Genomic DNA, 23395 nt, shown 5'->3' with positions numbered 1-23395 from the left:
GATCAGCAACGATGGAGGTATCGCCTAGATGACAGCCTCGCAACCCATTGCCTCCCGCCCCGGCTCTTCGTTTGCGGGGGCCATCGACCAGGTGCACCACTCCCGCTACCTGGAAACCCGGCAAAAAGCCCTCGAGCTGTTTGCCCGATGTGGTTTCAGCCGGGTCAGCATGCGCGACCTGGCGGCTTATCTGGGGATCAAGGCCGGCTCCATCTACAACCACATCGACAGCAAGGAGGCACTGCTGTTCGAGTTGATCGAGGAACTCTACGAACAGTTGCTGCACGGCGCCAACCTGGTGAACCGGCGCAAATCCAGCCCCGCGGCACGACTGCAGGCTTTGCTTGAGGCGCACCTGCTGCTGCACGAGCGCATGGCGGCGCATTTTCGCCTGGCCGAGCATGACCTCCATTGCCTGGACAGCGAACAGCTTGGCTCGATCCTGGCGTTGCGCAGGCGCTACGAGGAACACCTGGTGACCACGATTGAACAGCTCACCGGTGAACCGGCGAGCGTCCCCCTGCGCTCTACCTTGAGCGGCATCGTGTCCCTGCTCAACCAACTGCCGGCCTGGATTGCAGAGTCGCCGGCCGGCAAGGGAACACGGCGCAAGCTGCTGCATGACATGGTCATGGGCGCCCTGCAGGGGGCGTTGCAGGCTCCCGGGCTTAAAGCCTCATGATCGGCCGTGGCAATGCCTGGCCGGTAGCGCAGTGACAGCAGCTGGGCAAGCACGGCCCAGCGTGACCGCTGCGCTTGAAAGTTTTCTGCCGCGGCCGGCGGTGGCGAAGGGTTTGACTATTCCACCTGCGCCTTGAACGCGTCGTACGCCGATAACGGCAGGCTGATGCCCTCGCGGACCGCACGGGCATAAGCTTGCTCTTTGGCCTTGCCCGGCAGGTAAACGCCCAAGGTTTCAAGCCGCGTCATCTGCTCGCCCAGACGTGAGGCAAAGCACTCGTCCAGCAACCTGGGAGCAATGCCAATCACCAGCATGCCAGCCCCTGGGGATTCGCTGCCGGAACGAAAATCGGCTGCATCCAACGACCAATTGGCCCCCGTCAAACCCGCCGCGAGCACCTCGACCATCAACGCGATGTTGGCGCCGCGCCCGCCCCCGAACGCCAGCAACGTCCCGCGCAGTGCCTCCCGCGCGCTGCGCGTTTCATTGCCTTGTGCATCAACCGCCCAGCCTGGCGGTATCGCCTCCCCCGCTTCAGCGGCCCGAAGCAGGTTTACGTAGGCCGTGGCGCTGCTGGCTTGGTCGATCGCCAGTAAACGACCTGCAGCACTGGCGGCGGCAAATGCGATGGGGTTGGTGGAGTACAGCGGCCGGCTCTGGCCAGCCACGGTGAGCAGCGGTGAGCCATTGGTGAACGCCAACGCGACCAGCCCCTCGCGCGCCAGGCGACGGGTGTAATAGCCCAATTCGCCACAGGTGAAAGCGTTGAACTGCGCGAACAGGGCAATACCCAGTTGATGCGCATTGCTACACAGCACTGGGAAAGCGCGATCGAAGCCCAGTTGCGCGATGCCTTGGGCCGCATCGCAGCGGATCATGGCCGGCGCGACCTGGGACACGAAGGGCTCGGCAGCCCTGGCGATTCGGCCGGTGGCAAAGCCGCTGAGGTAGTCAGGCAAATGACCGAAACCGACCTCGTGTTGGCCATGGGCCTGGGCTGATACCGTGGCGTTGGCAAGCGCCGAGGCCACGGCGTGGCTGGTGCCGTGGGCCAGGCAGAGCTGTTGTGCGAAGGTGGTGGCCTCGGCCAGAGACAGGCGCTTGTGGGGTTTGTCGTCGTCCATGGTGGCTTCAGTATTCTCGGATTGTAGGTGTGCCGCAGCTTGAGAACCTGCAGGAGCGGCGCTGGCCGCTCCTGCTCGTCCAGTTGATTATCTTTACTGGATCATCCTCGGTTCACCCACCTTCGCAGCCTCGCGGTCCAGGCCAAACGAGGCGAGGATTTCAGCGATTTCGCCCGAGGCATGCAAGGCCTGGATGTTCTTGCCCAGCGCCTCGCCCAAGGCTGCGTTGGACTTGGTGTACGGGAAGGCGCTCTGCCCAGGCTCAAGCGTGGCCTTGACCCGTTGATCGGGCTCGGACACCTTGATGCTCTTGCCGGGGTACGCGCCCTTCTGCTGCGAAGAGACCCCCACCGCGAAGCTGTCCGCACCGACCTGGATGCGCTTGGACGCCAGGTCCTGCGCCATGGCCACCGGGTTCGGGTAGAGCACCAGATTGTCGCCAAAGGTCTTCTTCAAATCGTCCACCCACAGGTAGCCCTGCACGGTGCCGATGCGCTTGCCGTCCAGTTCGGAAATCTTCGTGTAGCCCTCATCCGAAATAATGCCCATCACGTCCAGGTACAACGGTGCCGACAACCCCAACGCCTTGCTGCGCTCTGCCGTGCGGTACCAGTCACCGATGCCGACATCGGCGCGCTTTGCCACCACCGCCTGCACCACCGCTGCGGTGTCCACCACCATGGTCTTGACCTTCAGGCATTCGCGCTCGGCGATGCGCTTGATGATCTCGCCATCCACGCCGCTCAACTGGTTGTTCGGTCCCGGTATCGAGTAAGGCGGGAAGACGTACGCCGCCACGGTCAGCACACCCGGCGTAATGGTTTCAAACTGGTTCGCCGGGGTGCATTCGGCCAGGGCGTATGGCGCGCCAGCCAGGGTCGAACACAAGAACATCCAACGGGTAAAATGTTTGAATGAGCGAGTCATGACGTCACCTTTGCAATAAGAGAGCAGCAGCCGAAAACGGCGTGAGTGGCATTTGTTGTTATGGCTGGCTGGGTGCCAGTCTTTTTTCCAGCGCCGCCACGCCCAGGGTTGCCGGAGCACAGACAGCGGCATACATCAAACCGGCCAGGATCAGCACCGGCATGTACTCAAACGTGGAGGAACCTATGGAGGACGCCCGGCTGACAATTTCTGGCAGGGCGATGGTGAAACACAGCGACGAGGCCTGGAACATCATGATCGAGAACCCCAGCAGCGACGGCAGCGCTACCCGCAAGGCCTGAGGCAGGATCACAAAGCGCAGGGCGTCGAACCGGTTGAGGCCGATCACCTCAGCGGCCTCGGTTTGCCCTGGGGCCACGGCCTCGATGCCACCGCGAATGATTTCACTGGTGTAGGCCGCCGTGCAGTACGCCATGGCCAGCGCGGCAGCCCAGAACGAGGTCAAGGTCAGGTTGACGCTGGGCAGGCCAAAGTAAAAATACTGCAGCAGGATCAACGCCGGCGCACCGCGCCCCAACTCCACGATGACCAGAGACGGGTAACGCAACCAGCGGCTCGGGGCCGAGACACCGAGTGCCAGCACCAGCCCCAGTACAATGCCCAGGCCCAGGCTCACCGCCGTGACCTGCATCGACAACACAAAGCCCTTCCACAACTCCGGCAGCCATTGGGCCCACATCGTCAGCAGTTCGCTCATCGGGCAATCCTCTGTTTCAACGTCGCCGAGAGCCAACGGGAGAACAAGGCCACCGGCACGCTGAGCACCAGGTAAACCACCGCCGCCGCGCTGTAGACGCTCAGGCCCTGAAAGGTTTGTTGTGAAACTTGATAGGCCTGGAAGCTGATATCGCCGACGCCAATGGTCGAGGCCACGGCCGAATCCTTGAGCAGGCCAATGGCGTAGGTGGCCGAGGTGGGAATGGCGATGCGCACCAACTGCGGTAACACCACATCGAAAAACCGTTGCGATGCCGACAGGTTAAGCACATAGGCGGCTTCGAATTGCCCGGTGGGAATCGCCGCGAAAGCACCGCGGTATACCTCGGACATGTGCGCCGCCGTGATCAGCCCCAGGCCGACCACTGCCGCTGTAAACGGCGACAGGCTGATATAGCCGCCACCGATGCCAAAGAAGATGAAAAACAGCCAGACAATCGGCGGAATGGAGCGCAGGGTCAGCACCAGCATGGCCGCCAGAAAACGCAGGGGCTTGACCCTGGACAGGCGCAGGGCACAGATCGGAAACCCCAGCACCACGCCGACGCAGAAGGCGAGCACGGTGACAGCAATGGTCCACGGCACACCGTTCAACAGCATCATCAGGATGTCTTGCATCAGCGATTCCTCACGGCCTGGAGGAACTGGATCACCCGTTCATGCTCGGGCTGACGCATCACTTGCTGGCTCGGCCCCTGCTCGATGATTCGCCCCTCGGCCATCACCACCACGCGGTCGGACACGGTTTCGGCGAAGTGCATTTCGTGGGTCACGACGATCATCGACATGCCTTCGCAGGCGAGCTCTTTCATCACCGCCAGCACCTCCAGGCCCAGCTCGGGGTCCAGCGCCGAGGTCGGCTCATCGAACAGCATCAATTCAGGGTCCAGTGCCAGGGCACGGGCGATGGCGATCCGTTGTTGCTGGCCACCGGAGCAGCGCGCCGGATAGTGCTGGGCCTTGTCGGCCAACCCCACGCGTTCGAGCAGTTGCATGGAGCGGGCGTCGGCCTCTTTGGCGCTGCGGCCCAAGGTACGGATTTGCGCCAGGCTGACATTGCGCAGTACCGTCAGGTGCGGAAAAAGATTAAACGACTGGAACACCATGCCAATGCGCCGGCGTAGCTTGAGCAGCTCTGTACGGGGTAACGCCTTGCCAGCTTCGATGTGCACGCCATCCATACTGACCCGGCCCTGGGTTGGCGGCTCCAACTGATTGATACAGCGCAGCAAGGTACTCTTGCCCGAACCACTGGGCCCGATAATGGCCACCACCTCGCCCTTGCTCATTTCAAAACACACGTCGTGCAGGACGGGATAGGGGCCAAACTGCTTATGAATTCCCTCCAGGCGCAAGAACGGTTCGGCGCTGGCCACTGGGCGCGGTGCCAAGGAGGGCGCGGATTCGATCACGGTCATACTGCTCATGTTTTTGCTCCAGCTATCGATCGCCGTCGACTAAGGGCGTGCGCGAAAGTTTTATCGGCCCGTTGGCGCTGATCAGCACCTGTTCTTCGAGCTTCACCCCTTCCCCACCGCCTTGTTCTCCGATGTAACTTTCCACCGACACCACCATGTTTTCCTCGAACAGGCCGTCGTAACCCCACTCGGCGAAATCCACGGCGTAGGCGACGCTGGGGTACTCGTCCACCAGGCCGACGCCGTGCAGCATCATCATGTAGCGGTTGTGCTCAAAGCGCTTGGGCACAGGCCAACAGTGTTCGGCAAACTCGCGAAAGGACAGGCCAGGGCGCAGCAGTTCGACGTTGTGATTGATCTGCTGCGAGGCGATTTCCAGCAAGTCGCGCTGGGCCGTTGTCGGCGCCTTGCCGGGGCAGACGAAGCTGCGAGAGATGTCCGAAAGGTAACCACCGGGCCCGACCATGTCGGTGTCAAAACAGACCATCTCGCCTGCCTTGATGACCTTGTCGGTGGCGTCCTGGAACCACGGGTTGGTGCGCTGCCCGGAGCTGAGCAAGCGGCTTTCGGCCCATTCTCCGCCGTGCGCGACATTAGTCCCGTGCATGATGCTCCACAGCTGGTTTTCAGTAACCCCCGGCACCAGGCTTGTGCGCATCCGGGCAATGGCCAGGTCGCACACGCCCATGGAGACCCGGTGGCTGGCCACCTCTTCCGCCGATTTGATCAAGCGTGCCTGCTCCATCAACGGCTGCGCATCGAACAGCTCAATGCCCTTATGCGTCAGGCGTTGCGCGCCCCAAGGGTCACAACGGTCCACCGCCAAGCGGCGATTGCCGCCACCGTGGCGGGCCATCAGGTCCGCCACTTCCTGGGCCCAGCGCTCGGCTTTTTCCTGCACGCGGGGGCCGGCAAGAAAATACAGCCAGGGAATCGCCGGGCGAATTTCATCGATGGTTTCCACGTGCTCGCTGTTGTGCCGGCTGCTGGTGAACTCGAACAGCACCACCGGGCCGTCGGTGGCCACGAACACATAGCGGCTGGGCGAGTGCATCACCCACAAACCGAGGTTATTGGTGTCGGTGGCATAGCGAATATTGATCGGATCGGCCAACAGAATGCCGGCGTAATCCTGGGCACGCAGTTGCTCGCGAATGCGTTCCAGGCGGTAATGACGCAGGGCTTTGCGGTCGATGGCGCAATACTCATCGAGTAACGCCGTGTCGACCGGCGCCAGGGCATGTTCAGTGACCTTGGCATCGCTGCGAAAGCGCAGGTCGCGTTCGGTTAACGCCGTGAGCAGCTCAATGGAATCAGAACCCGTATGCATGCAACAACCTCCGCTGGGAAGAGTTTGATGTTCATCAAATTCAATCAGTCCAACTGTTGGGGCAGTAACTAAAGGCTTCTAAATCAGGTGACGGCTGTCTTTATTGTTGTGGGCGACACACGGCAGCTAGAGGTCCTTGACCAGCCGCAGGGCATCGTAGATGGCCGCATGGGTATTGCGCGACGCCACGGCATCACCAATGCGGAACAACTGGAAGCGCCCTTCGGGGTTGCTCGAAACGGTTTGCGGCTTGCCGACAATCAGGTCCATGTACTCCACGGCGCCTTCGTTGCTGGCCAAGGGCTTGAGTTCGAAATACAGCTCATCCAGCGGCCGGGTGCCGTGGTTGACCACCACCTGATCCACCCGGCGTGTTTTGGTCAGGTCGCTGTAATCGGTGCCGATCGTAGCCAGCAATTGGTCGCCTTGTTTCTCCACAGCCTTGAGCCGGTAGGTGACGGTAAAGGTGGTGTCCAGTTGCTGCAACGAGCGCATGTAGGGAACCAGGTTCATGCCCATGACTTCCGGCGCGAACGAGCGGTCGGGGGTCATGATTTCAGTCTTGGCGCCACTGCGGGCGATGAATTCGGCGGCTTGCAGGCCGGCGTGGTCACCCGCATCGTCGTACACCAGCACATTGCGCCCAGGCTTCACGTCGCCGGAAATAATGTCCCAGCTTGAAACCAGGAATTGATTGCCGCGTTCCAGCACTTCGGTGTGCGGCAGGCCCCCGGTCGCCACGATCACCACGTCGGCATTTTCATCGAGAACAATCGCGGTGTCTGCCCAGGTGTTGAAGTGAAACGTCACGCCAAGGCGCTCGCATTGCGCCATGCGCCAATCGATGATGCTGATCATTTCCTTGCGCCGCTCGGACTGCGCGGTCAGGCGAATCTGTCCGCCGGGTTTGTCCGCCAGCTCATACACCACCACCTCGTGGCCGCGCTCTCCTGCCACCCGTGCCGCTTCCAGGCCACCAGGGCCGGCGCCGACAATCACCACTTTGCGCTTGTGCGCAGCCTTGGGTATTTCATGGGGCATGGTGGTTTCACGCCCGGTCGCGGCGTTGTGGATGCAGTAGGCAGCGCCAGCGTTGTAAATGCGGTCCAGGCAATAGTTGGCGCCCACGCAAGGGCGGATATCGTCTTCACGGCCTTCGATGATCTTGCGCACGATGTGCGGGTCGGTCATGTGCGCGCGGGTCATGCCGACCATGTCCACCAGCCCCGAGGCAATGGCATGACGCGCCGTGGCCACGTCGGGAATTTTCGCTGCATGGAAGGTCGGGAAGCCGGTCAGCGCCTTGATTTCGCCGGCAAAATCCAGGTGCGGCGCATTGCGCATGCCCTGGATCGGGATGATGTCGGTCAGCCCGGCGTCGGTGGCGATGTTGCCGCGAATCACATTGAGGAAGTCGATCATGCCACTGTCTTTCAACAGTTGGGAGATCTGCAACCCCTCCTCTTTTTGCAGGCCGCCGGCAAGGACTTCGTCCCCGGTATAGCGAATGCCTACGATAAATTCCGCGCCCACGCGTTTACGAATGGCCGTGAGCACATCGAAGGTAAAGCGCAGGCGGTTTTGCAGCGAGCCGCCGTACGGCCCTTCCAGTTCGTTGGTCAGCGGCGACCAGAACTGATCCATCAAGTGACCGTAGGCTTGCAGCTCGATGCCGTCCAGGCCGGCGGCTTTCATGCGTTCGGCGGCATCGGCGTAGTCGCGAATGATGCGGTCGATGTCCCACTGTTCGAGCTGCTTGGGGAAGGCGCGGTGTGCGGGTTCCTGATTATGGGAGGGCGACACCACCGGTAGCCAGTCGCCTTTGTCCCAGCGGGTACGCCGGCCCAGGTGAGTGAGCTGGATCATCACCGCCGCACCATGTTCATGGCACTCGTCGGTCAGGTCTTTCATCCAGCCGACCACTTCGTCCTTGTAGGCCAGAATGTTGTTGAACACGGGCGGGCTGTCACGGGAGATCGCGGCGGAGCCCGCGGTCATGGTCATGGCTACACCGGCTTTGGCACGTTCAACGTGGTAGGCCCGGTAGAGCTTTTTCGGCATCCCGTCTTCCGGGTATGCCGGTTCATGGGAGGTGGTCATGATGCGGTTGCGCAGGGTCAAATGCTTGAGGCGATAAGGCTGAAGTAGCGGATCGTTTTTCATATCGGTCTCGCAAACAGGTCATCAGGCACGCCGACAATATGCCCCTGTGTACACAGGTGTCAATAGGCTTGACACTGGTGTACAGTTGACCACGAAAAGCAAATTTCAGCAGGGAAGAAATGCCCATGAAAGCAACCACCTCAACGGCGGAACCGGCAGGCCGAGGCTCCCTGGAAGCCTGGCTCAATGCGGCCTACGAAAGTCTGACCGAGTCAGGCGTCGATGCCGTGCGAGTGATGCCGCTGGCGAAAAAACTGAATTTGTCGCGCACCAGCTTCTACTGGTTTTTCGAAGACCGCGATGCCCTGCTCGTCGCCTTGATCGAGCAATGGAAAAACAAGAACACCTTCAACCTGGTGACCAAATCCCAAGCCTATGCCGAGTCCATCACCGAGGCGATTCTCAACGTCTTCGACTGCTGGCTGAACAGCGATTTGTTCGACTCGCAGTTCGAGTTCGCCATGCGCAGTTGGGCGTTGCAATCACCGGAAGTGGCGCAGGAAATCGGCGAGGCTGACGAGCAGCGCGTCGAGGCATTGCGGCAGATGTTCGACCGTTTCGGCTTTGAACACGATGCGGCGATAACCCGCGCCCGTTCGATCTACCTCACGCAAATCGGCTACATCAGCATGAAAACCCGGGAGCCCCTGGCCCAGCGGATGCGCTACATCCCCGAGTACCTGAAGATTTTCACCGGCAGGGAGCCGGAAGCCCGTGAGCTGGAGCGCTTTTATCAGCGCAACGGTTTTAGCCGTGCCGATTTGAACGTCTGAAAACATCGACTTTAAGTCAGTTTCTTTGTAGAGCGTCCCGGTAGGCGCTCCCTTTGGCGCACCGCTGCCAGGCATTCCTTCAATCGGTGCCTGGCCCGAATAGCCGATAGCCCCGTCCGGGGTCGGTACCTGAACCATTGCGATTGTTCCGGTGTTCTCCACGAAACTGCAAATGGGGCTACCCTGAAGGTGTTTACTTCAAGGTCGCGTGCTACATCTGCCCACCCTTAACAGGCAGGTCGTCGATGTATCAGAACTTGGCGCTGCTTGCCGCCTTCCTTCTTACCTACAGCCTATTTGCGGGGCGCTTCGAGTCACGCCTGCTTAATGGCCCGCTTATGTTCATGCTTGCCGGCCTGCTTCTCGGCCCGGCATTCCTGGGCGTTCTGCAACTCCGGATTGACAGGGAGGGCCTAAAGTTCTTGGCTGAGCTGACGCTGGCGATTGTTCTGTTCAGCGATGCGGCCAACGCTGATCTGAAGGTCCTTCGGGCCAATGAAGGGCTTCCACTGCGCTTGTTGATGATAGGGCTACCGCTGACCATAGCGGGTGGTTGGCTAGTCGGCGTCTGGCTGTTCCCACAGGTCCCACCGTTGGAACTGGCAATACTGGCAACCCTTCTGGCGCCCACCGATGCTGCGCTCGGTAAGGCGGTTGTGAGCAACCCTCAGGTTCCCGCGTCCGTGCGTGAAGGGTTAAACGTTGAGAGCGGGCTGAATGATGGAATCTGCGTTCCAGTGTTGCTTATGTTTTTGGCATTGCTGGTCGAAGAACAGACACGGTCCCCTATCTCACTGGCATTAGAGTTAGTGATCGAGGAACTGGGCATCGGTGCACTCATCGGTATTACCCTGACGCTCATCGCCTGGCGGTTGCAGCGCTACTCCGTAAAACACCAGTGGCAAACGCCAGTGTGGTCACAGTTGACCCTGCCCGGGCTCGCCATCCTGTGCTTTGCCACAGCGCAAACACTAGGCGGTAGCGGGTTTATCGCCGCGTTCGTCGGTGGGTTGCTTGCAAGTTTTCTGTTTACCGAGCAAAAGCACCAGATGCTCAAGGCCAGCGAAGAGTTCGCCAGTCTGTTATCGGTCATTACCTGGGTCGTATTTGGCGCACTGGTGATCCCTTGGGCCTGGAGCAGCCTCACCCTCAACATCTGGCTTTACTCGGTGCTCAGCCTGACCATGATTCGCATACTGCCCGTGCTGATCAGCCTGGTCGGAACCCGCTTCGATTTCGAAACTCGCCTCTTCATCGGTTGGTTCGGCCCGCGAGGCCTGGCCAGTATTGTCTTCGCCGTCATGATATTGGCCTACCCCCTGCAAGCAAGTCGTACCTTGGTGGCTACTGCTGTCTGTACCGTTTTACTCAGTGTGCTATTACATGGTCTGAGTGCCAATCCATGGGTTGCACGGCTGGCCAGTCGTGATCATTGATGACCGTGTTCGTTCAGTAATCTCGAACTGCACTGGCCGCTGCGTTTTCCGCTGCATCACCCTGCGAACGACCCGGCTCTCACGCTCATCACCCGCGAGAAAATCATCGACGACAACCTTTCTCCTTCCCTTGGCCCATGCCGACCCGAACGATTCTTTCAACATTCGTGACTATCAGCCTGCGTTTGATGCTGCCCTCTATGGACTGAATCTTGCGGCCTGTCTCCGGCCGCTTTGGGTCGAACTGCGACCACCAAGAGCGGACGGTGGATGACGAGGCGGTTTTACATTAAGCGCTCGCGGAGAAAATCGATGAAGGCCATCGTCCGCGCTGAACGTCGCCGCTCCCGACTGAGCACAGCGCTGACAGGAAGCGCGGTGGTCTGATAATCGTCGAGCACGATACGAACGCTGCCCTGTTCGACGTCAGCTGCGAAGAGCCATTCTGGAGAAAGGGAAATACCCACGCCGCAGAGGACCATTTCGCGAATGGCCTCGCTGCTGTTGCTGGTGACGTTGCCTTTGATGGCCACATCGAGCTCTTTCGCACCGTTAGTGAAGTGCCAACTGTCGTAATGCTCCAGCAATGTGAAACCGATGCAGTTGTGGCCTGTCAGTTCATGGGGCTCGCATGGCAGGCCGTGTCGATCCAGATAGGTGGGCGCGGCATAGACCCGCCGCGTGCTGGTACCCAGTGGCACTGCCACCAATCCCTCGCTCTTCACCACGCCAATCCGGATAGCCAGGTCTATATTTTCCTTGAGCAGGTCTTCGTTGTGATCGCTCAGGCGCAGATCAATCCGGACCTCTGGATGGCGTTGCAAGAAAGGCCCTATCAGCGGTGCTATGCACAACCTCCCATAGCTGACCGGTGCGGCGACTCGCAGAGGGCCGGCGATCTGCTCCTGACCGCTGGTAAAGCTGCGCGTGGCGGCTTCGAGGTGGCCGAGAATTTCCTGGCAGTGGCTGTAGAAGCGTTGCCCTTGGTCGGTCAGGGCCAGGTACCGGGTGCTGCGGGCGAACAATGGCCCGCCCAGATACTGCTCCAAAGCGCGAACCTGCTTGCTCACTGCCGGCTGCCCCATGTTCAGCTCGCGAGCAACCGCAGAAAACGACCCGCGCTCCACGACGCGTACAAAGATGTGCATGCTGTCGAACAAGTCCATCTGCGATTAGACCTCTTTGTGGAATAAGTTATATGCAAATTTAGTTTCTTATCGGAATGATGAAAGCGCGGCAATCTGTAAGCGTCCACTCAATCAAAGGTTCCCCGCCATGAATCACTTCATGCTCGCCGCTATCGCCGAGTCCGCCCAGGCCCCTCTGGCTGTCCGCCAAATCGATCGCCCCGTTCCCGGCAAGGGACAGGTGCTGGTCAGGGTTCACGCCGCAGGGGTAAACCCTCTCGATACCAAGATCGCCGCCGGCGCAGGGGCTCACGCCCGCCAGGCGCTGCCGGCAGTGCTCGGCCTTGATCTCGCCGGCACGGTCATCGAACTGGGCGAGGCGGTTGAGAGTTTCACCCAAGGCCAGGAAGTCTTCGGTATGCCCGGCGGGATCGGCGGTGCTCAGGGTACTATGGCCGAATACATTGCCGTGGATGTCCGGCTCATCGCGCCAAAGCCGCACACTCTCGACATGCGTGAGGCAGCTGCATTGCCTTTGGTATTCATTACCGCATGGGAAGGTTTGGTAGATCGTGCCAATGTCCGTGCCGGTCAGCGTGTGCTGATTCATGGCGGCGCGGGTGGGGTCGGCCAAGTGGCTGTGCAACTGGCCAAGGCTCGCGGTGCCGATGTCTACGCCACCGGTTCGGCGGCGAGTCTCGACTTCATTCGCTCGCTGGGGGCTACGGCCATCGACTATCAGGCACAGAGCGTAGAGGACTATGTCGAGCATTATACGGCTGGTGAAGGTTTCGACATCGTCTACGACACCGTAGGCGGCAGCACGTTGGATGCGTCATTCAAGGCCGTGAAGCCTTATACCGGGCACGTGCTGAGCTGCCTGGGTTGGGGGCAGCACAGCCTGGCACCGTTGTCGTTCAAAAGTGCAACCTATTCCGGCGTATTCACCCTAGCGCCATTGCTCACCGGCAAGGGGCGCGAACACCACGGCGCTATCCTTCGCGAGGCCGCCGCGCTGGCCAACGCTGGTCAACTGACTATCCGCGTGGATCAACGGCACTTTGAGCTGCCAGACGTCAACGAGGCGTTTCGCCAGGTCGCGGAAGGTCGCGGCAAGGGCAAGACGGTAATCCAGTTGGTGAATGAATAGTTCTTGGTGCTCTAAAGCTCATTCAGTACAAACGGCCGGATGCGGCCGCTACTGGCCGATTTATGCCTGTCACCAACGTCAGCTTTGGGACGTTTTCAGCCGGACGCGACAGGCAGAAAACGGCCAGGAGCTGACCCTGCCAGTGTCTACAACTGAGGCTGCATTCACTGATGCGGCCTACCGCCTACTGATATAACGATTCAAGTCATGGATATTTACCTGTAGAGCAGATCCTTATAGGATGCAGTCCGATTCACTCTCCTTCAGGTTTGGGTGAACCACGACTATTATGCATGACAAAACGACTGACAAACTGTGCTCTATAGCCGCGCAAGATTTTTCGCGAAAGAACAAGCACAAGCCGGAAGCAGGTTAAGTTACTTCTAAAAATAAATACAACACCATGAGCACATGAACAATGATCAATCCGGGTTTTCCAGCTGAAAGTTTTAAACCCTTCAGCATAGTCATAGTGAATTACAAAACACCCGAAATCACCAAGATATGCCTGGATTTATTACACCAACACCTAGGCAGCGACAACGTCCCAATATGGGTAGTTGACAACAATTCTGCCGATGAAAGCACTGACTACTTACGAACTCTCGATTGGATCAATTTGATCGAGCGCTCTGCCCCTGAACCAGAACCTGGCCACATCGCACATGGCAAGGCACTGGATCTAGTTTTGCAGCAAGTTGAAACTGATTATTTATTCCTGATGCACACAGATACATTTGTTTTCGACAAAAATGTTTTTCCAATGATGTTGAATAAGTGCTTGAATAACCCGAAAGCCGTGGCAGTGGGTTGTGTTGAGCAAATCAACCGTGGCACCGCAAGAACGCTTTGGCGCTTTAGCTCACGACTATTCAAACATCATTACAGACACCTGAAACTCTCTATGGGATTACGCTCTAGAGAGCCAAAACCTTACAGAGAAGTCTACTTAAAAAGTTTCTGCACATTATGGAACTGCAAACTTATCAAGCAAAATAACATGCATTTCTCCATGGATGAACGCGTACCAGGATATACTCTTCAAGACCGCATGACAGAGCTCGGCTATGTCGTAGAAATGTTATCACCGCGTAAAATCTTCAGCTATCTGGATCACATTCAAGCCGGCACTGTCGCAGCGGCTGGCGGCTATGACAAGACTCATAGACGAACCAAAATGTACAACAACATCCTTAAGCGCCTGAACAAGGATGACAGAAAAAGCTAAGCGACGAGCAGACGCAGCCTGCTCAAGGCTGCTTCAAGCCCCCCACAAGTCTTATATTAAGTTATTGGAGCGGTAATGGCACCCATCACTCAAGCACTACCTTTCACCCTGTCCCCGGAGCTTGATTTCGACCAAAACGCTGCCAGCACCTTTGGCGACTCTTTGACCAGTCACTATGTCCAGGCTGCGCCATTTCCGCACATAGTCATCGACAACTTCTTGCATGAAGAGCTGATTTCGAGTATCTGCTCGCACTTCCCAATCGAGCCGACCAACAATGAAATGCTCTACGAGCGCGGCTATAAAGGTCAACTAAAACGTCAAATAAGCCCCAACGAATGTGCCCCCTTTTTGAAGACTGTTTTCAACGCCTTTAACTCGGCGCCCATGTTGCAGTTTCTTGAAAATCTCACAGGCATTCACGGTTTGATACCCGACCCCTACTTTACCGGTGGCGGCCTGCATGAAACGAAAAGCGGTGGTTTTCTGGGCGTGCACTCGGACTTCAGGCTCAACAAAAAGCTGAACGTCGAGCGCAGACTGAATGTCATTATTTATCTGAATGAAGATTGGCGAGAAGAATACGGCGGCAACTTAGAACTTTGGGATGCCGGCATGAGGATCTGCCTTAAGAAAGTCCTACCCGTTTACAATCGCTGCGTCATTTTCAACACAGACAAAGACAGCAATCATGGGCACCCAGAACCTTTGACTACTCCAGAGCACATCAGCCGCAGGTCTATAGCGCTTTACTATTACACCGCCGCAACCATGTCGATCGATCCCACACAAAGAAACAAAACCCACTACAAACCAAGGCCTAAAGATCGTTTGAGCCTAAAATACTACATCAATAAACTAATCAAGAAAAAAAACTAAACGGTCTCGTCTGACGATCGAACTCGTGCACTTTAGCGTTAGGTTGCAAAGCCGGTATGCCCCACACTCATTTATGCCATGACATAGGTTTTTCATCTCTCCGGCTCTAAGTCGTGGCACTACCGACTGTCGACTTCGGGGTTGCTTGCAGCCCATCGCGGCAGGCAGCAATCGGCCGATTCTGTTGAAAAAGTCGGTTCTTACAGACCGCCCACATACTGACCGCTGAAAATGCGTTTTTTTGCGCGCCGCTACACGAAATCTGCCCCCGAAATCCTCTGCTCAATGTAAAGATTTCAATCTCAAGCGCGTACTTTTCTACCGTGGAAATCAGAGCCTACTCTTTCAACAGAATCGGCCAAAAGCAGTCACTGCATTGAATCTATTCAATCAAATTCACAACTAAGGCAGATTGTCATCAAATGCATGAGACAGCGTATTTTTCTATCGCCCTCAATGCTTTAGAACAAAACCATCGGCATTCTGTGCATTGAACACCATTCTGCCCAGGTAATGGCTGCAAGATTCACATCGATAAAAGAACGTTGGCGAGCCCCTCAGTCTTTTATGATGGGGCAAGCGGTAACCAGACGCAGACTTCGAACCCATCTTGTCGACCTGTTGCCGGGGAGAACAATTTCATTCTGGCGTTTACCCCCTGCACTATGGTTTTGGCAATCGCCAAGCCCAGTCCTGAACCACTGATCTCACTGTGACCGCGCACAAAACGCTCAGTCAGGTGCTGCAATACCGACTGCGGCACCGCCGGGCCGCTATTGACCACCCGTAGCTGTGCCTGTTCGGTGAGGCTGACTTCGATCGGTTGATCCGCTGCCCCGTACTTCAGCGCATTTTCGATCAGGTTCCGCAACAGGATGCCAAAGGCGTCCGGATCAATGGTCGAGTACAAGCAGGACTGGTTTGGCAGCTGCAACTTGATCCGGTGCCCACTGCGGTTGTTCCACTCATCAACCACATGGGCAAGCAACGGAATGAGGTCCTGAGGCGTTTCGGACAACAGGCCACCGCCTTCGGCCTTGGCCAGTTGCATGAGTTTTTCCGAGAGCCGCGCCAGGTCGCGCAACGCGTTTTCGATTTTCGCCGCACGTACTCGCAACGGGCCCTCGGGCGCCTCATGGTGGAGTCGCTGGATTTGCGCCAGGGTCGCCGCCAGTGGCGTACGCAGTTCATGGGCGCTGTTGGCAGTAAAGCTGCGTTCACTCTCCAAGGCCTTGCGCAAGCGCTCCAGCAGATGATTGACCGCCTCCGCCAGTGGTGCGATTTCCGCCGGCAATCGCGCCCCGCTGATCGGCGACAGATCACCCACCCCACGAGTCTCCACGGCACGACGATAGGCCAATACACTGCGCAAGCTGATGCGCACAAACAACCACGTTCCCAACAGAATGATGGGAATCAGCGCCAATAATGGCAACAACAAGGCAAGCAACGCTTCACGTGCCGCTTCACGGCGGTGTTCCAGAGGTTCGGCAATCTCGATAAACACTGTTTCACGTAGCGCACTGGCGCCGTACAGACGGTATTTTTTTGTGGTTGAAAAGCCTTCGGCCGGTTGTTGGTTGAAGATCTTCGGGTTGGCGTCGTGGGACTGCATCAGGATCTCGCCCTTGGCATCGCGCACCAGGTACGTCAGGTATTCCTTGTGCATTTTCAGGGTGGCGACGTGTTGGGCGTCACGAGGACTTTCACGGTTGCTGATTTCCAGCACGGCCAGAGGCAGGATGCGCTGCGCAGTCTCTTCCAGCGCACTGTCGAACGCCTCGTTCAATTCATGCTGCACCACCAGCCAGGCGCCAACGGTCGCCGCCAGCCATAGTAAGGTCGTGCCCAACGTCAGCCCCAGGCCGAGGCGTTTTTGCAGGCTCGAAGACGGCTTCATGCGGACATCAACCGGTAGCCCATGCCCCGCACGGTTTCAATCAGGTCGCGCCCGAGTTTTTTACGCAGACGGCTGATGTAGACCTCAATGGTATTGCTCTCGATTTCGGCACCGAAGGCATACAGCCGTTCTTCAAGCTGCGACTTGGAAAGCAGCGCGCTGGGGCGTTGCACAAACGCCTCGAACAGCGCCCACTCCCGCGCGGTCAGGTCCACCGTCGCACCGGCCCGCAACACCGTGCGGGCACTCATGTCGACCTGCAAGTCGCCGAGTCTGATCTGTGGATTGGGGTTGCCGCTGTAGCGCCGGGCCACCGCCGCCACACGGGCCGAGAGCTCGAACAGGTCGAACGGTTTGACCAGGTAGTCGTCGGCGCCCGCGTTGAGGCCAGCGATACGATCGGAAATCTGATCCTGGGCAGTCAGGATAATCACCGGGGTCACGTCCCCTGCCGAACGTTGCTGACGCAAAAAATCCAGCCCGCGACCGTCCGGGAGCATCAGGTCCAGCAGGATCAGGTCGTAAGGCGTGGTGCGTACGCTGTTGCGCGCGTGGTCCAGACGCTGCACCCAATCGACGGCGTGGCCGTCATCGGCAATCTGCTCGCGCACCGCTTCCCCCAAGCCTTGAGCGTCCTCGACCAATAAGACCCGCATCTGGCGCCTCCTGTGATGGTTGTCGTGCAGCACCTTAATCGCCTTACCTGACGTGAATCTGAAGATTCAGCTGGTTGTCAGGAATGCTCCTTAGGGTATGCCACAGGCGCCGACCTCGGCAGGAGACAGATCATGAAAACAGGTTTTATTGCCAATGCCACGCTGTTGAGCTTGCTGCTCAGTGGTTACGCCCTGGCCGATGACGATTGCAGCGACCCGGTGAGCGACTGGCAACCGCGCGAAACCTTGCGTCAGCAGGTCGAGCGGCAATACGGCTGGAGCGTGCAACGCATCAAGGTCGACGACGGTTGTTATGAGCTCAAGGGGCTGGATCGAAAAGGCAACGCCATCGAAGCCAGCTACTCACCGGCCTCGCTGCGTTTGCGCACACTCGAGATCCATTTCCGCGACGACGGCGATGTCAGGGACTACCTCGGCAGCCCGCTCACCGAATGACGCCTCACCTGTCGATGAGTTTTTCCTGCGCTTCAGGTTGCTGTCAGCAAGCAGGTCCAGGCTCTCGACCTAACGATCAAAGGGACACCCTCATGAAAAAGATCATCGCAGCCACCTGCCTTGCCGGCGCCATTGCCCTGCCGGGGCTGGCCCAGGCCCGTGAAGTGACCTTGACCACGCAGCTCAAGGACTACAGCGGCAATGATGCCTACCTGGCGATCTACGTCACCGACACCAATGGCCAATACCAGAAAACCCTCTGGGTAGCCGGCAAGAAGGCCAAATATTACAAACACCTGGGCGACTGGGCCCGTGGCAGCGGGATGAACCCGAGTGAGTTTGACGGGGTCAGCGGCGCCAGTGTCGGCAGTGGGCGCACGCTCAAAGTCAGCGTCGAACTGGCAGACACCCTGATTGATGCCGGGTATCAGATCCGCATCGACAGCGCCGTTGAGGACAAACGTGACGCACGCGCCGATGTCAGCGTGCCGCTCACGTCCAAGGGCGCAGGCCAGCCGGTGACCGGTAGCACCTATGTCGAGTCCTTTACTTACGATCTGTAGCACCTGCCATTTCTGGAGGCTGAACATGCTTCGCCAGTCCCATTCCCTGCCCGGCCTGATCGCGGCCCTGTTGGTCATGCTGTTGGCCATCAGTGGTGCGATCCTGTCGGTCGACCCGGCGCTGGAACACTTGCACAGCACCGCCACCGGGCAACTCAACGTCGGCCAATTGGCCGGACGTGTGGCCAATCACTTCCCGGGCGTGGAGCAGATCCAGCGCACAGCGTCCGGGACAGTCATCGTCTACTACAACCAGAACGGTCAGGCCGGGGTTGAAACGGTCGATCAACTGACCGGCGAAGGCCTGGCACCCTATGCACCCTCCGCGTTCACGCGTTGGGTGAAAGAGCTGCACCGCTCGATGTTCCTCGGCTCACCAGGCCATGGAGTATCGGGTGTCGGCGCGCTGTTCATGTTGATGTTGTCGGTGTCTGGCGCGCTATTGCTCGCCCGGCGCCTGGGTGGCTGGCGCAACCTGCTGCGGCCGCTACGGGGCACTGTCAGCCAGCGCTGGCATGCTGAAGTTGGGCGACTGGCCTTGCCCGGGCTGCTGCTGTCGGCATTGAGCGGGCTCTACATGTCCGCCACCACTTTTGGGTTTATCGCCGACGGCAGTCAAAGTGAACCCGCCTTCCCCGCCCACGTCAGCGCCGGCCCGGCCTTGCCGGTGGCTACACTGCAAGCCTTGCAGGCCACCGACCTCAACGACCTGCGCGAGCTGGTCTACCCGAGCCCCGGCAACCCGCGCGATGTGTTTTCCCTGCGCACGGCCCAGGGCGACGGCTACGTGGATCAGGCCAGCGGTGCCTTGCTGTCCTATCAAGCCCACGACTTGATGCACAACCTCTACGAATTGATCTATCAGTTGCACACCGGCGAAGGCCTCTGGTGGCTGGGCCTACCGCTCGGGCTCTGCGCCCTCTGCATACCGTTGATGAGCGTGACCGGCATTCTGTTGTGGTGGCGCCGCCGAAAGGCTGGCCCGAACATTCGCCACAACAGCCCTGCCCACTGCGCCGACAGCGTGATTCTGGTGGGCAGTGAAAATAACAGCACTTGGGGCTTTGCCAAAACCTTGCACGACGCCTTGCACCAGAGTGGCCATCAGGTGCACAGCGCGGCGATGAATGAATGGGTGGGCGATTACCGCAATGCCCAACGGGTGTTCATCCTCACCGCGACCCACGGTGACGGCGATGCGCCGTCCTCGGCTTCGCAGTTCCTGGCGCGACTGGCCAAAACCGGCCTCAAGCCCGGCCTGCCCTTTGCGGTGCTGGGCATGGGCGACCGCCAGTTTGCGCAGTTCTGTCAGTACGCCCTTCAAGTGCAGGACGCCATGTTGCGGGCCGGTGGTTCGCCACTGCTGGGGCTAGAAACCGTCAACCGTCAGTCCCCTCAGGAGTTTGCGCGCTGGGGCCACGCATTGGGCGACGTGTTGGGGCAGGAGCTGGCGCTGGTTCACACCCCGCAGCATCCGCGCACCCATCCATTGGAGCTGACAGAGCGGATTGCCTATGGTGAACAGGTAAATGCGCCAACCCACATATTGCGCTTCAAAGCCTGCGGCGAGCTGCCGGCCTTTCTGGCCGGCGACCTGGTCGGGATTGTGCCGCCGGGCAGCCCGATCCCGCGTTTCTATTCGCTGGCCAGCGGTTCCCAGGACGGCGTGCTGGAGATCTGTGTGCGTAAACACAACGGTGGCATATGCTCGCAATTCCTTCATGACCTGGACATCGGCGCATCGATCGAAGCGTTTATCCAACCCAACCCACAATTTCGCCCGGCGTCGGGCACGCACCCAGTGATCCTGATCGGTGCCGGCACCGGCATCGGTCCTCTGGCCGGGTTTATCCGTAACAACAAGGCCCGACACCCGATGCACTTGTATTGGGGCGGGCGCAACCCGGCCTCGGATTTTCTCTACGAGCCGGAGCTCAACCAATACTTGTCGGACCGCCGCCTCACGGCATTGCGCGCCGCCTTCTCTCAGGCTCAGGACCGCAGCTATGTGCAAGACCGGCTGATCAGCGATGCCCTGGCCTTGCGCCGGCTGATTGAAAAAGGTGCCCAAGTGCTGGTGTGTGGCAGTCGCGAGATGGCCAAAGGCGTGATGCAGGCCCTTGATGAAGTGTTGGCGCCTCTCAACCTGAGTGTGCTGACCCTAAAGGCACAAGGACGCTACCGTGAAGATGTCTACTGAGTTGCAGCGCTATAGCCTGAACGGCGAAACCATGGGCACCCGCTACACCGCCCTGTTTTATGCCGGGACCGGGATCGATACCGACGAAGCTCGCCAGCGCCTGGCCCACGCCGTGGCCCGGGTGGACCAGCAAATGTCCACCTGGAAACCCGACTCGGACCTCAACCGCCTCAATGCCGCCCCCGAGCAGGAATGGGTGTCGGTGCCCAAGGAACTGGCCACGGTGCTGTCTACTGCACTGCGCGTCAGTCAGCAATCCGGCGGCGCCTTCGACATCGCTGTCGGTGACCTGGTGAACGCCTGGGGCTTCGGCCCCGGGGAGCAGACGGTCACAGAGCAGGCGATCGGCACGATTGCGCCGCGGGCCCGGCTGTTAGCCAGCGCCGCATTGGTGGTTGAGCCACAACGCAATCAGGTGCGCAAACGCGTGCCGCTGAACCTTGACTTGAGTGGCATCGCCAAAGGTTTTGGCGTGGATGAACTGGCCCGTTGCCTTGAGGGATTGGGCATCACCCGTTACCTGGTCGGCATCGATGGCGAGATGCGCGCCCGGGGCGTCAAACCTGACGGCCAGTGCTGGACCGTGGCCCTGGAGAAGCCCAACCGGGGCGTGCGTGAAGTCATGGGCGTGATGGAACTCAGCGATGCCGCAATCGCGACCTCCGGGGACTATCGACACTGGGTCGACGTGGCGGGTCAGTCCTATACTCACACCATGAACCCGGCCACTGGCGCGCCGCTGTGCAACCCGCTCGCCGCCGTCACCGTGGTGGCAGCCTCGTGCATGCTCGCCGATGCCTGGGCCACGGCGCTGATGGTCCTGGGCGAAACCGAGGGCCCACGTCTGGCTCAGGAACGCGGGATGGACGCGTTGTTCGTGCTGCGCGAGGGTGAACAATTCAAAGAAATATCCATTGTCGGCGGCCAGTTGCAGGCGCAAATTGAAACCCGCTGACGCCGATTGCCGGCCCGCTCGGAACCCGTTCGACGTGAACCGCCTAATGACAGGGAGTCCTGTTAAACAATGAAATTCATGCACAGGCACACCGAGGCACACCGAAGCGATCGTATCGGCTGGCTGCGCGCCGCCGTCCTTGGGGCCAACGACGGGATTGTCTCTACCGCCAGCCTGCTGATCGGCGTCGCGGCCGCCAACGCCAGCCATGCCACATTGCTGGTCACCGGAATGGCGGGGCTGATGGCCGGGGCCATGTCCATGGCCGCTGGCGAGTACATTTCCGTGCACTCCCAAGCCGATACCGAGCGGGCCGACCTGTCCCGCGAACGGGCAGAACTGGCCAGCGACCCGAATGCCGAGCACATTGAACTCGCCAACATCTACATGCATCGCGGCGTATCACCCGAACTGGCCCATCAAGTGGCCGATCAGTTGATGGCCCATGACGCACTGGGCTCTCACGCCCGGGACGAGTTGGGCATCAGCGCCACTCTCACCGCCAAACCGTTGCAGGCCGCCCTCGCCTCCGCCGCCAGTTTCGTGGTGGGTGCCGCGTTGCCGCTGGCGGTGACATTTGTCGCGCCGGAGCACAGTGTGGTGCCCTGGATATCGGGCATGTCATTGGTGTTTCTCGGGACATTGGGCGCCATCGCCGCCAAGGCTGGCGGAGCCAAGGTCATCACCGGGGCCTGGCGGGTGACCTTCTGGGGGGCGCTGGCCATGGGCATTACGGCCCTGGTGGGGCACTTGTTTGGCGCGGTGGTCTAGCGGGGGGCTTCCAAAAACAAAGTGCGCCCGCTAGCCAAACGAGCGCCCTTTACAGAACAGCAGTGATGCGCGGTATGCGTTAACAGATCAGTGCGCTGCCAGCGCTGGCAGTCAATGGCAAAGGCACGAGCGCTGGCAAACAGCCGTTCCTGCCCACTCGATAACTGTCCCATCATGCTGCGTGCTTCCCTGCTGGCCAATGTAGAGATTTTGCCGCAGGCCAGACAGGGGAGCTACTTTTTCAACAGAATCGGCCGATTTCTGCCTATTGCAAGGACCGCGGTCGCCCCAAAGTGGACCCGCCGAGCAAGAACGTTCCCGTCGGCTACGCTATTCCACCAAGCACGATGCTGAAAGCGAGGCTAGGAATGACAGTTGGTCGCAGAGATGATATTGCCTATTCCATCCTGTTAATCACTCCTGTTCTCCTTTACGCCAGCATAGGTGCTAACCCGCTGTATACAGGCAGTGGGTACCTTGTCGCAGTACCTGCGGCGGTGTTTGTACTGGGCTTGATTATCCGAACGCCCGCCCTGTTTCTGACGGGTACGACAGCCGCGGCGGTGGCCACGCTGTTGATCTACATGAACATCATGGCCAGCCTCGACCACCCCGAAGGGTTGTTTGGGCTCGGGCACGTGTTCTCCATGCCCGGCATGTTGGTTGGCGCAGCAGCGTCGGCCTGGCTGTTAAGGTACCGCGTGAAAGCAAGTTTGCCTTGGATCGTCGCGGGCGTTGGCTTTCTGGGAACTGCATTGGGATTCACGGTCGCCCAGATGGTGGTGTGCAACACCCTGATGTATTGCGGCCCGCTGTCTATTGGGGTTTAACGCTGGCAACGAGCTTCCGCTTCTGGCCGCTTGTTGCCCTTATCAACCGTCCAAGCCGGATCAATCGCAACCCTCCCCACAGGCAACAC

Annotated in this window: 22 protein-coding genes; 12 read left to right on the top strand and 10 right to left on the bottom strand. The window is 59.3% G+C overall.

What is annotated here, in order from left to right; genetic code table 11:
• Positions 1–28: 28 nt before the first annotated feature.
• Positions 29–682 (top strand): TetR/AcrR family transcriptional regulator, encoded by a 654-nt coding sequence (locus HGP31_RS10615; protein WP_083348681.1) that lies wholly within the window; start codon positions 29–31, stop codon positions 680–682.
• Positions 683–798: 116 nt separating this feature from the next.
• On the opposite strand, the gene HGP31_RS10610 is transcribed toward HGP31_RS10615, so the two are convergent.
• The 7 genes from HGP31_RS10610 to HGP31_RS10580 all read right to left on the bottom strand — a co-directional run bounded on the left by HGP31_RS10610 (position 799) and on the right by HGP31_RS10580 (position 8382).
• Positions 799–1806: an Ldh family oxidoreductase gene (locus tag HGP31_RS10610; protein WP_168757658.1), complete on the bottom strand. Its 1008-nt coding sequence runs from the start codon at positions 1804–1806 to the stop codon at positions 799–801.
• A gap of 93 nt (positions 1807–1899) precedes the next feature.
• Positions 1900–2733, bottom strand: a complete 834-nt coding sequence (locus HGP31_RS10605; RefSeq protein ID WP_020800492.1) for a substrate-binding periplasmic protein — start codon at positions 2731–2733, stop codon at positions 1900–1902.
• Between the two features lie 58 nt (positions 2734–2791).
• Positions 2792–3451, bottom strand: coding sequence for an amino acid ABC transporter permease (locus tag HGP31_RS10600; RefSeq protein ID WP_008059832.1), 660 nt, complete (start codon positions 3449–3451; stop codon positions 2792–2794).
• A complete protein-coding gene (locus HGP31_RS10595; RefSeq protein ID WP_020800490.1) occupies positions 3448–4089 on the bottom strand; it encodes an amino acid ABC transporter permease in 642 nt (213 codons plus the stop codon). The genes HGP31_RS10600 and HGP31_RS10595 overlap by 4 nt, the downstream gene beginning before the upstream one ends.
• Positions 4089–4898: an amino acid ABC transporter ATP-binding protein gene (locus tag HGP31_RS10590; RefSeq protein WP_020800489.1), complete on the bottom strand. Its 810-nt coding sequence runs from the start codon at positions 4896–4898 to the stop codon at positions 4089–4091. Before HGP31_RS10590 ends, HGP31_RS10595 begins: the two co-directional genes overlap by 1 nt.
• Positions 4899–4911: 13 nt before the next feature.
• Positions 4912–6219, bottom strand: coding sequence for a M24 family metallopeptidase (locus HGP31_RS10585; RefSeq protein WP_168757657.1), 1308 nt, complete (start codon positions 6217–6219; stop codon positions 4912–4914).
• 126 nt (positions 6220–6345) lie between these two features.
• Entirely contained in the window at positions 6346–8382 is a 2037-nt protein-coding gene (locus HGP31_RS10580; protein WP_168757656.1) for an NADH:flavin oxidoreductase, read from the bottom strand.
• Between the two features lie 125 nt (positions 8383–8507).
• Here HGP31_RS10580 and HGP31_RS10575 point away from each other — a divergent pair, with 125 nt between their 5' ends.
• Entirely contained in the window at positions 8508–9155 is a 648-nt protein-coding gene (locus tag HGP31_RS10575) for a TetR/AcrR family transcriptional regulator (RefSeq protein ID WP_020800486.1), read from the top strand.
• 245 nt (positions 9156–9400) lie between these two features.
• The gene (locus HGP31_RS10570; protein WP_042955806.1) at positions 9401–10591 is read left to right on the top strand and encodes a cation:proton antiporter; all 1191 of its coding nucleotides are present in this window, start codon (positions 9401–9403) and stop codon (positions 10589–10591) included.
• 284 nt (positions 10592–10875) lie between these two features.
• On the opposite strand, the gene HGP31_RS10565 is transcribed toward HGP31_RS10570, so the two are convergent.
• The gene (locus HGP31_RS10565; protein ID WP_033044895.1) at positions 10876–11757 is read right to left on the bottom strand and encodes a LysR family transcriptional regulator; all 882 of its coding nucleotides are present in this window, start codon (positions 11755–11757) and stop codon (positions 10876–10878) included.
• Between the two features lie 109 nt (positions 11758–11866).
• Here HGP31_RS10565 and HGP31_RS10560 point away from each other — a divergent pair, with 109 nt between their 5' ends.
• The 3 genes from HGP31_RS10560 to HGP31_RS10550 all read left to right on the top strand — a co-directional run bounded on the left by HGP31_RS10560 (position 11867) and on the right by HGP31_RS10550 (position 14975).
• Positions 11867–12868 carry a zinc-dependent alcohol dehydrogenase family protein gene (locus HGP31_RS10560; RefSeq protein ID WP_033044893.1) on the top strand — a complete coding sequence of 334 codons (1002 nt, stop codon included), beginning with the start codon at positions 11867–11869 and terminating at the stop codon, positions 12866–12868.
• 418 nt (positions 12869–13286) lie between these two features.
• A complete protein-coding gene (locus HGP31_RS10555; protein WP_168757655.1) occupies positions 13287–14096 on the top strand; it encodes a glycosyltransferase in 810 nt (269 codons plus the stop codon).
• 75 nt (positions 14097–14171) lie between these two features.
• Positions 14172–14975, top strand: coding sequence for a 2OG-Fe(II) oxygenase (locus HGP31_RS10550; protein WP_083348676.1), 804 nt, complete (start codon positions 14172–14174; stop codon positions 14973–14975).
• A gap of 565 nt (positions 14976–15540) precedes the next feature.
• Here the strand turns inward: HGP31_RS10550 and HGP31_RS10545 are convergent.
• Positions 15541–16875, bottom strand: coding sequence for a HAMP domain-containing sensor histidine kinase (locus tag HGP31_RS10545; protein ID WP_168757654.1), 1335 nt, complete (start codon positions 16873–16875; stop codon positions 15541–15543).
• A complete protein-coding gene (locus tag HGP31_RS10540; protein WP_083348674.1) occupies positions 16872–17531 on the bottom strand; it encodes a response regulator transcription factor in 660 nt (219 codons plus the stop codon). Before HGP31_RS10540 ends, HGP31_RS10545 begins: the two co-directional genes overlap by 4 nt.
• A gap of 132 nt (positions 17532–17663) precedes the next feature.
• On the opposite strand from HGP31_RS10540, the gene HGP31_RS10535 reads away from it, so the two are divergent.
• The 6 genes from HGP31_RS10535 to HGP31_RS10510 all read left to right on the top strand — a co-directional run bounded on the left by HGP31_RS10535 (position 17664) and on the right by HGP31_RS10510 (position 23306).
• Positions 17664–17987, top strand: coding sequence for a PepSY domain-containing protein (locus HGP31_RS10535; protein ID WP_083348673.1), 324 nt, complete (start codon positions 17664–17666; stop codon positions 17985–17987).
• Between the two features lie 92 nt (positions 17988–18079).
• Positions 18080–18550: a DUF2271 domain-containing protein gene (locus HGP31_RS10530; RefSeq protein ID WP_083348672.1), complete on the top strand. Its 471-nt coding sequence runs from the start codon at positions 18080–18082 to the stop codon at positions 18548–18550.
• Positions 18551–18575: 25 nt separating this feature from the next.
• Entirely contained in the window at positions 18576–20750 is a 2175-nt protein-coding gene (locus tag HGP31_RS10525; protein ID WP_168757653.1) for a PepSY domain-containing protein, read from the top strand.
• Positions 20740–21705 carry an FAD:protein FMN transferase gene (locus tag HGP31_RS10520; protein WP_083348670.1) on the top strand — a complete coding sequence of 322 codons (966 nt, stop codon included), beginning with the start codon at positions 20740–20742 and terminating at the stop codon, positions 21703–21705. The genes HGP31_RS10525 and HGP31_RS10520 overlap by 11 nt, the downstream gene beginning before the upstream one ends.
• A 69-nt stretch (positions 21706–21774) precedes the next feature.
• On the top strand, positions 21775–22476 hold the full coding sequence (locus HGP31_RS10515; protein ID WP_083348669.1) for a VIT1/CCC1 transporter family protein: 702 nt from the start codon (positions 21775–21777) through the stop codon (positions 22474–22476).
• 368 nt (positions 22477–22844) lie between these two features.
• A complete protein-coding gene (locus HGP31_RS10510) occupies positions 22845–23306 on the top strand; it encodes a hypothetical protein (protein ID WP_141195525.1) in 462 nt (153 codons plus the stop codon).
• Positions 23307–23395 lie beyond the last annotated feature (89 nt).

Origin of the sequence: Pseudomonas umsongensis, from assembly GCF_012647205.1 — a bacterium.
Classification (GTDB): domain Bacteria; phylum Pseudomonadota; class Gammaproteobacteria; order Pseudomonadales; family Pseudomonadaceae; genus Aquipseudomonas; species Aquipseudomonas umsongensis.
Note: the sequence above shows the minus strand (reverse complement) of the source record. Positions and strands in the feature narration are given on the sequence as shown.

Bases quoted from the DNA above. Each gene is read 5' to 3' on its own strand.
- HGP31_RS10525 (WP_168757653.1), top strand. From the start codon at position 18,576: ATGCTTCGCCAGTCCCATTCCCTGCCCGGCCTGATCGCGGCCCTGTTG.
- HGP31_RS10570 (WP_042955806.1), top strand. From the start codon at position 9,401: ATGTATCAGAACTTGGCGCTGCTTGCCGCCTTCCTTCTTACCTACAGC.
- HGP31_RS10530 (WP_083348672.1), top strand. From the start codon at position 18,080: ATGAAAAAGATCATCGCAGCCACCTGCCTTGCCGGCGCCATTGCCCTG.
- HGP31_RS10510 (WP_141195525.1), top strand. From the start codon at position 22,845: ATGACAGTTGGTCGCAGAGATGATATTGCCTATTCCATCCTGTTAATC.
- HGP31_RS10560 (WP_033044893.1), top strand. From the start codon at position 11,867: ATGAATCACTTCATGCTCGCCGCTATCGCCGAGTCCGCCCAGGCCCCT.
- HGP31_RS10550 (WP_083348676.1), top strand. From the start codon at position 14,172: ATGGCACCCATCACTCAAGCACTACCTTTCACCCTGTCCCCGGAGCTT.
- HGP31_RS10540 (WP_083348674.1), bottom strand. From the start codon at position 17,531: ATGCGGGTCTTATTGGTCGAGGACGCTCAAGGCTTGGGGGAAGCGGTG.
- HGP31_RS10545 (WP_168757654.1), bottom strand. From the start codon at position 16,875: ATGAAGCCGTCTTCGAGCCTGCAAAAACGCCTCGGCCTGGGGCTGACG.
- HGP31_RS10595 (WP_020800490.1), bottom strand. From the start codon at position 4,089: ATGCAAGACATCCTGATGATGCTGTTGAACGGTGTGCCGTGGACCATT.
- HGP31_RS10575 (WP_020800486.1), top strand. From the start codon at position 8,508: ATGAAAGCAACCACCTCAACGGCGGAACCGGCAGGCCGAGGCTCCCTG.
- HGP31_RS10590 (WP_020800489.1), bottom strand. From the start codon at position 4,898: ATGAGCAGTATGACCGTGATCGAATCCGCGCCCTCCTTGGCACCGCGC.
- HGP31_RS10520 (WP_083348670.1), top strand. From the start codon at position 20,740: ATGTCTACTGAGTTGCAGCGCTATAGCCTGAACGGCGAAACCATGGGC.
- HGP31_RS10605 (WP_020800492.1), bottom strand. From the start codon at position 2,733: ATGACTCGCTCATTCAAACATTTTACCCGTTGGATGTTCTTGTGTTCG.
- HGP31_RS10615 (WP_083348681.1), top strand. From the start codon at position 29: ATGACAGCCTCGCAACCCATTGCCTCCCGCCCCGGCTCTTCGTTTGCG.
- HGP31_RS10610 (WP_168757658.1), bottom strand. From the start codon at position 1,806: ATGGACGACGACAAACCCCACAAGCGCCTGTCTCTGGCCGAGGCCACC.
- HGP31_RS10555 (WP_168757655.1), top strand. From the start codon at position 13,287: ATGATCAATCCGGGTTTTCCAGCTGAAAGTTTTAAACCCTTCAGCATA.
- HGP31_RS10535 (WP_083348673.1), top strand. From the start codon at position 17,664: ATGAAAACAGGTTTTATTGCCAATGCCACGCTGTTGAGCTTGCTGCTC.
- HGP31_RS10565 (WP_033044895.1), bottom strand. From the start codon at position 11,757: ATGGACTTGTTCGACAGCATGCACATCTTTGTACGCGTCGTGGAGCGC.
- HGP31_RS10515 (WP_083348669.1), top strand. From the start codon at position 21,775: ATGAAATTCATGCACAGGCACACCGAGGCACACCGAAGCGATCGTATC.
- HGP31_RS10580 (WP_168757656.1), bottom strand. From the start codon at position 8,382: ATGAAAAACGATCCGCTACTTCAGCCTTATCGCCTCAAGCATTTGACC.
- HGP31_RS10585 (WP_168757657.1), bottom strand. From the start codon at position 6,219: ATGCATACGGGTTCTGATTCCATTGAGCTGCTCACGGCGTTAACCGAA.
- HGP31_RS10600 (WP_008059832.1), bottom strand. From the start codon at position 3,451: ATGAGCGAACTGCTGACGATGTGGGCCCAATGGCTGCCGGAGTTGTGG.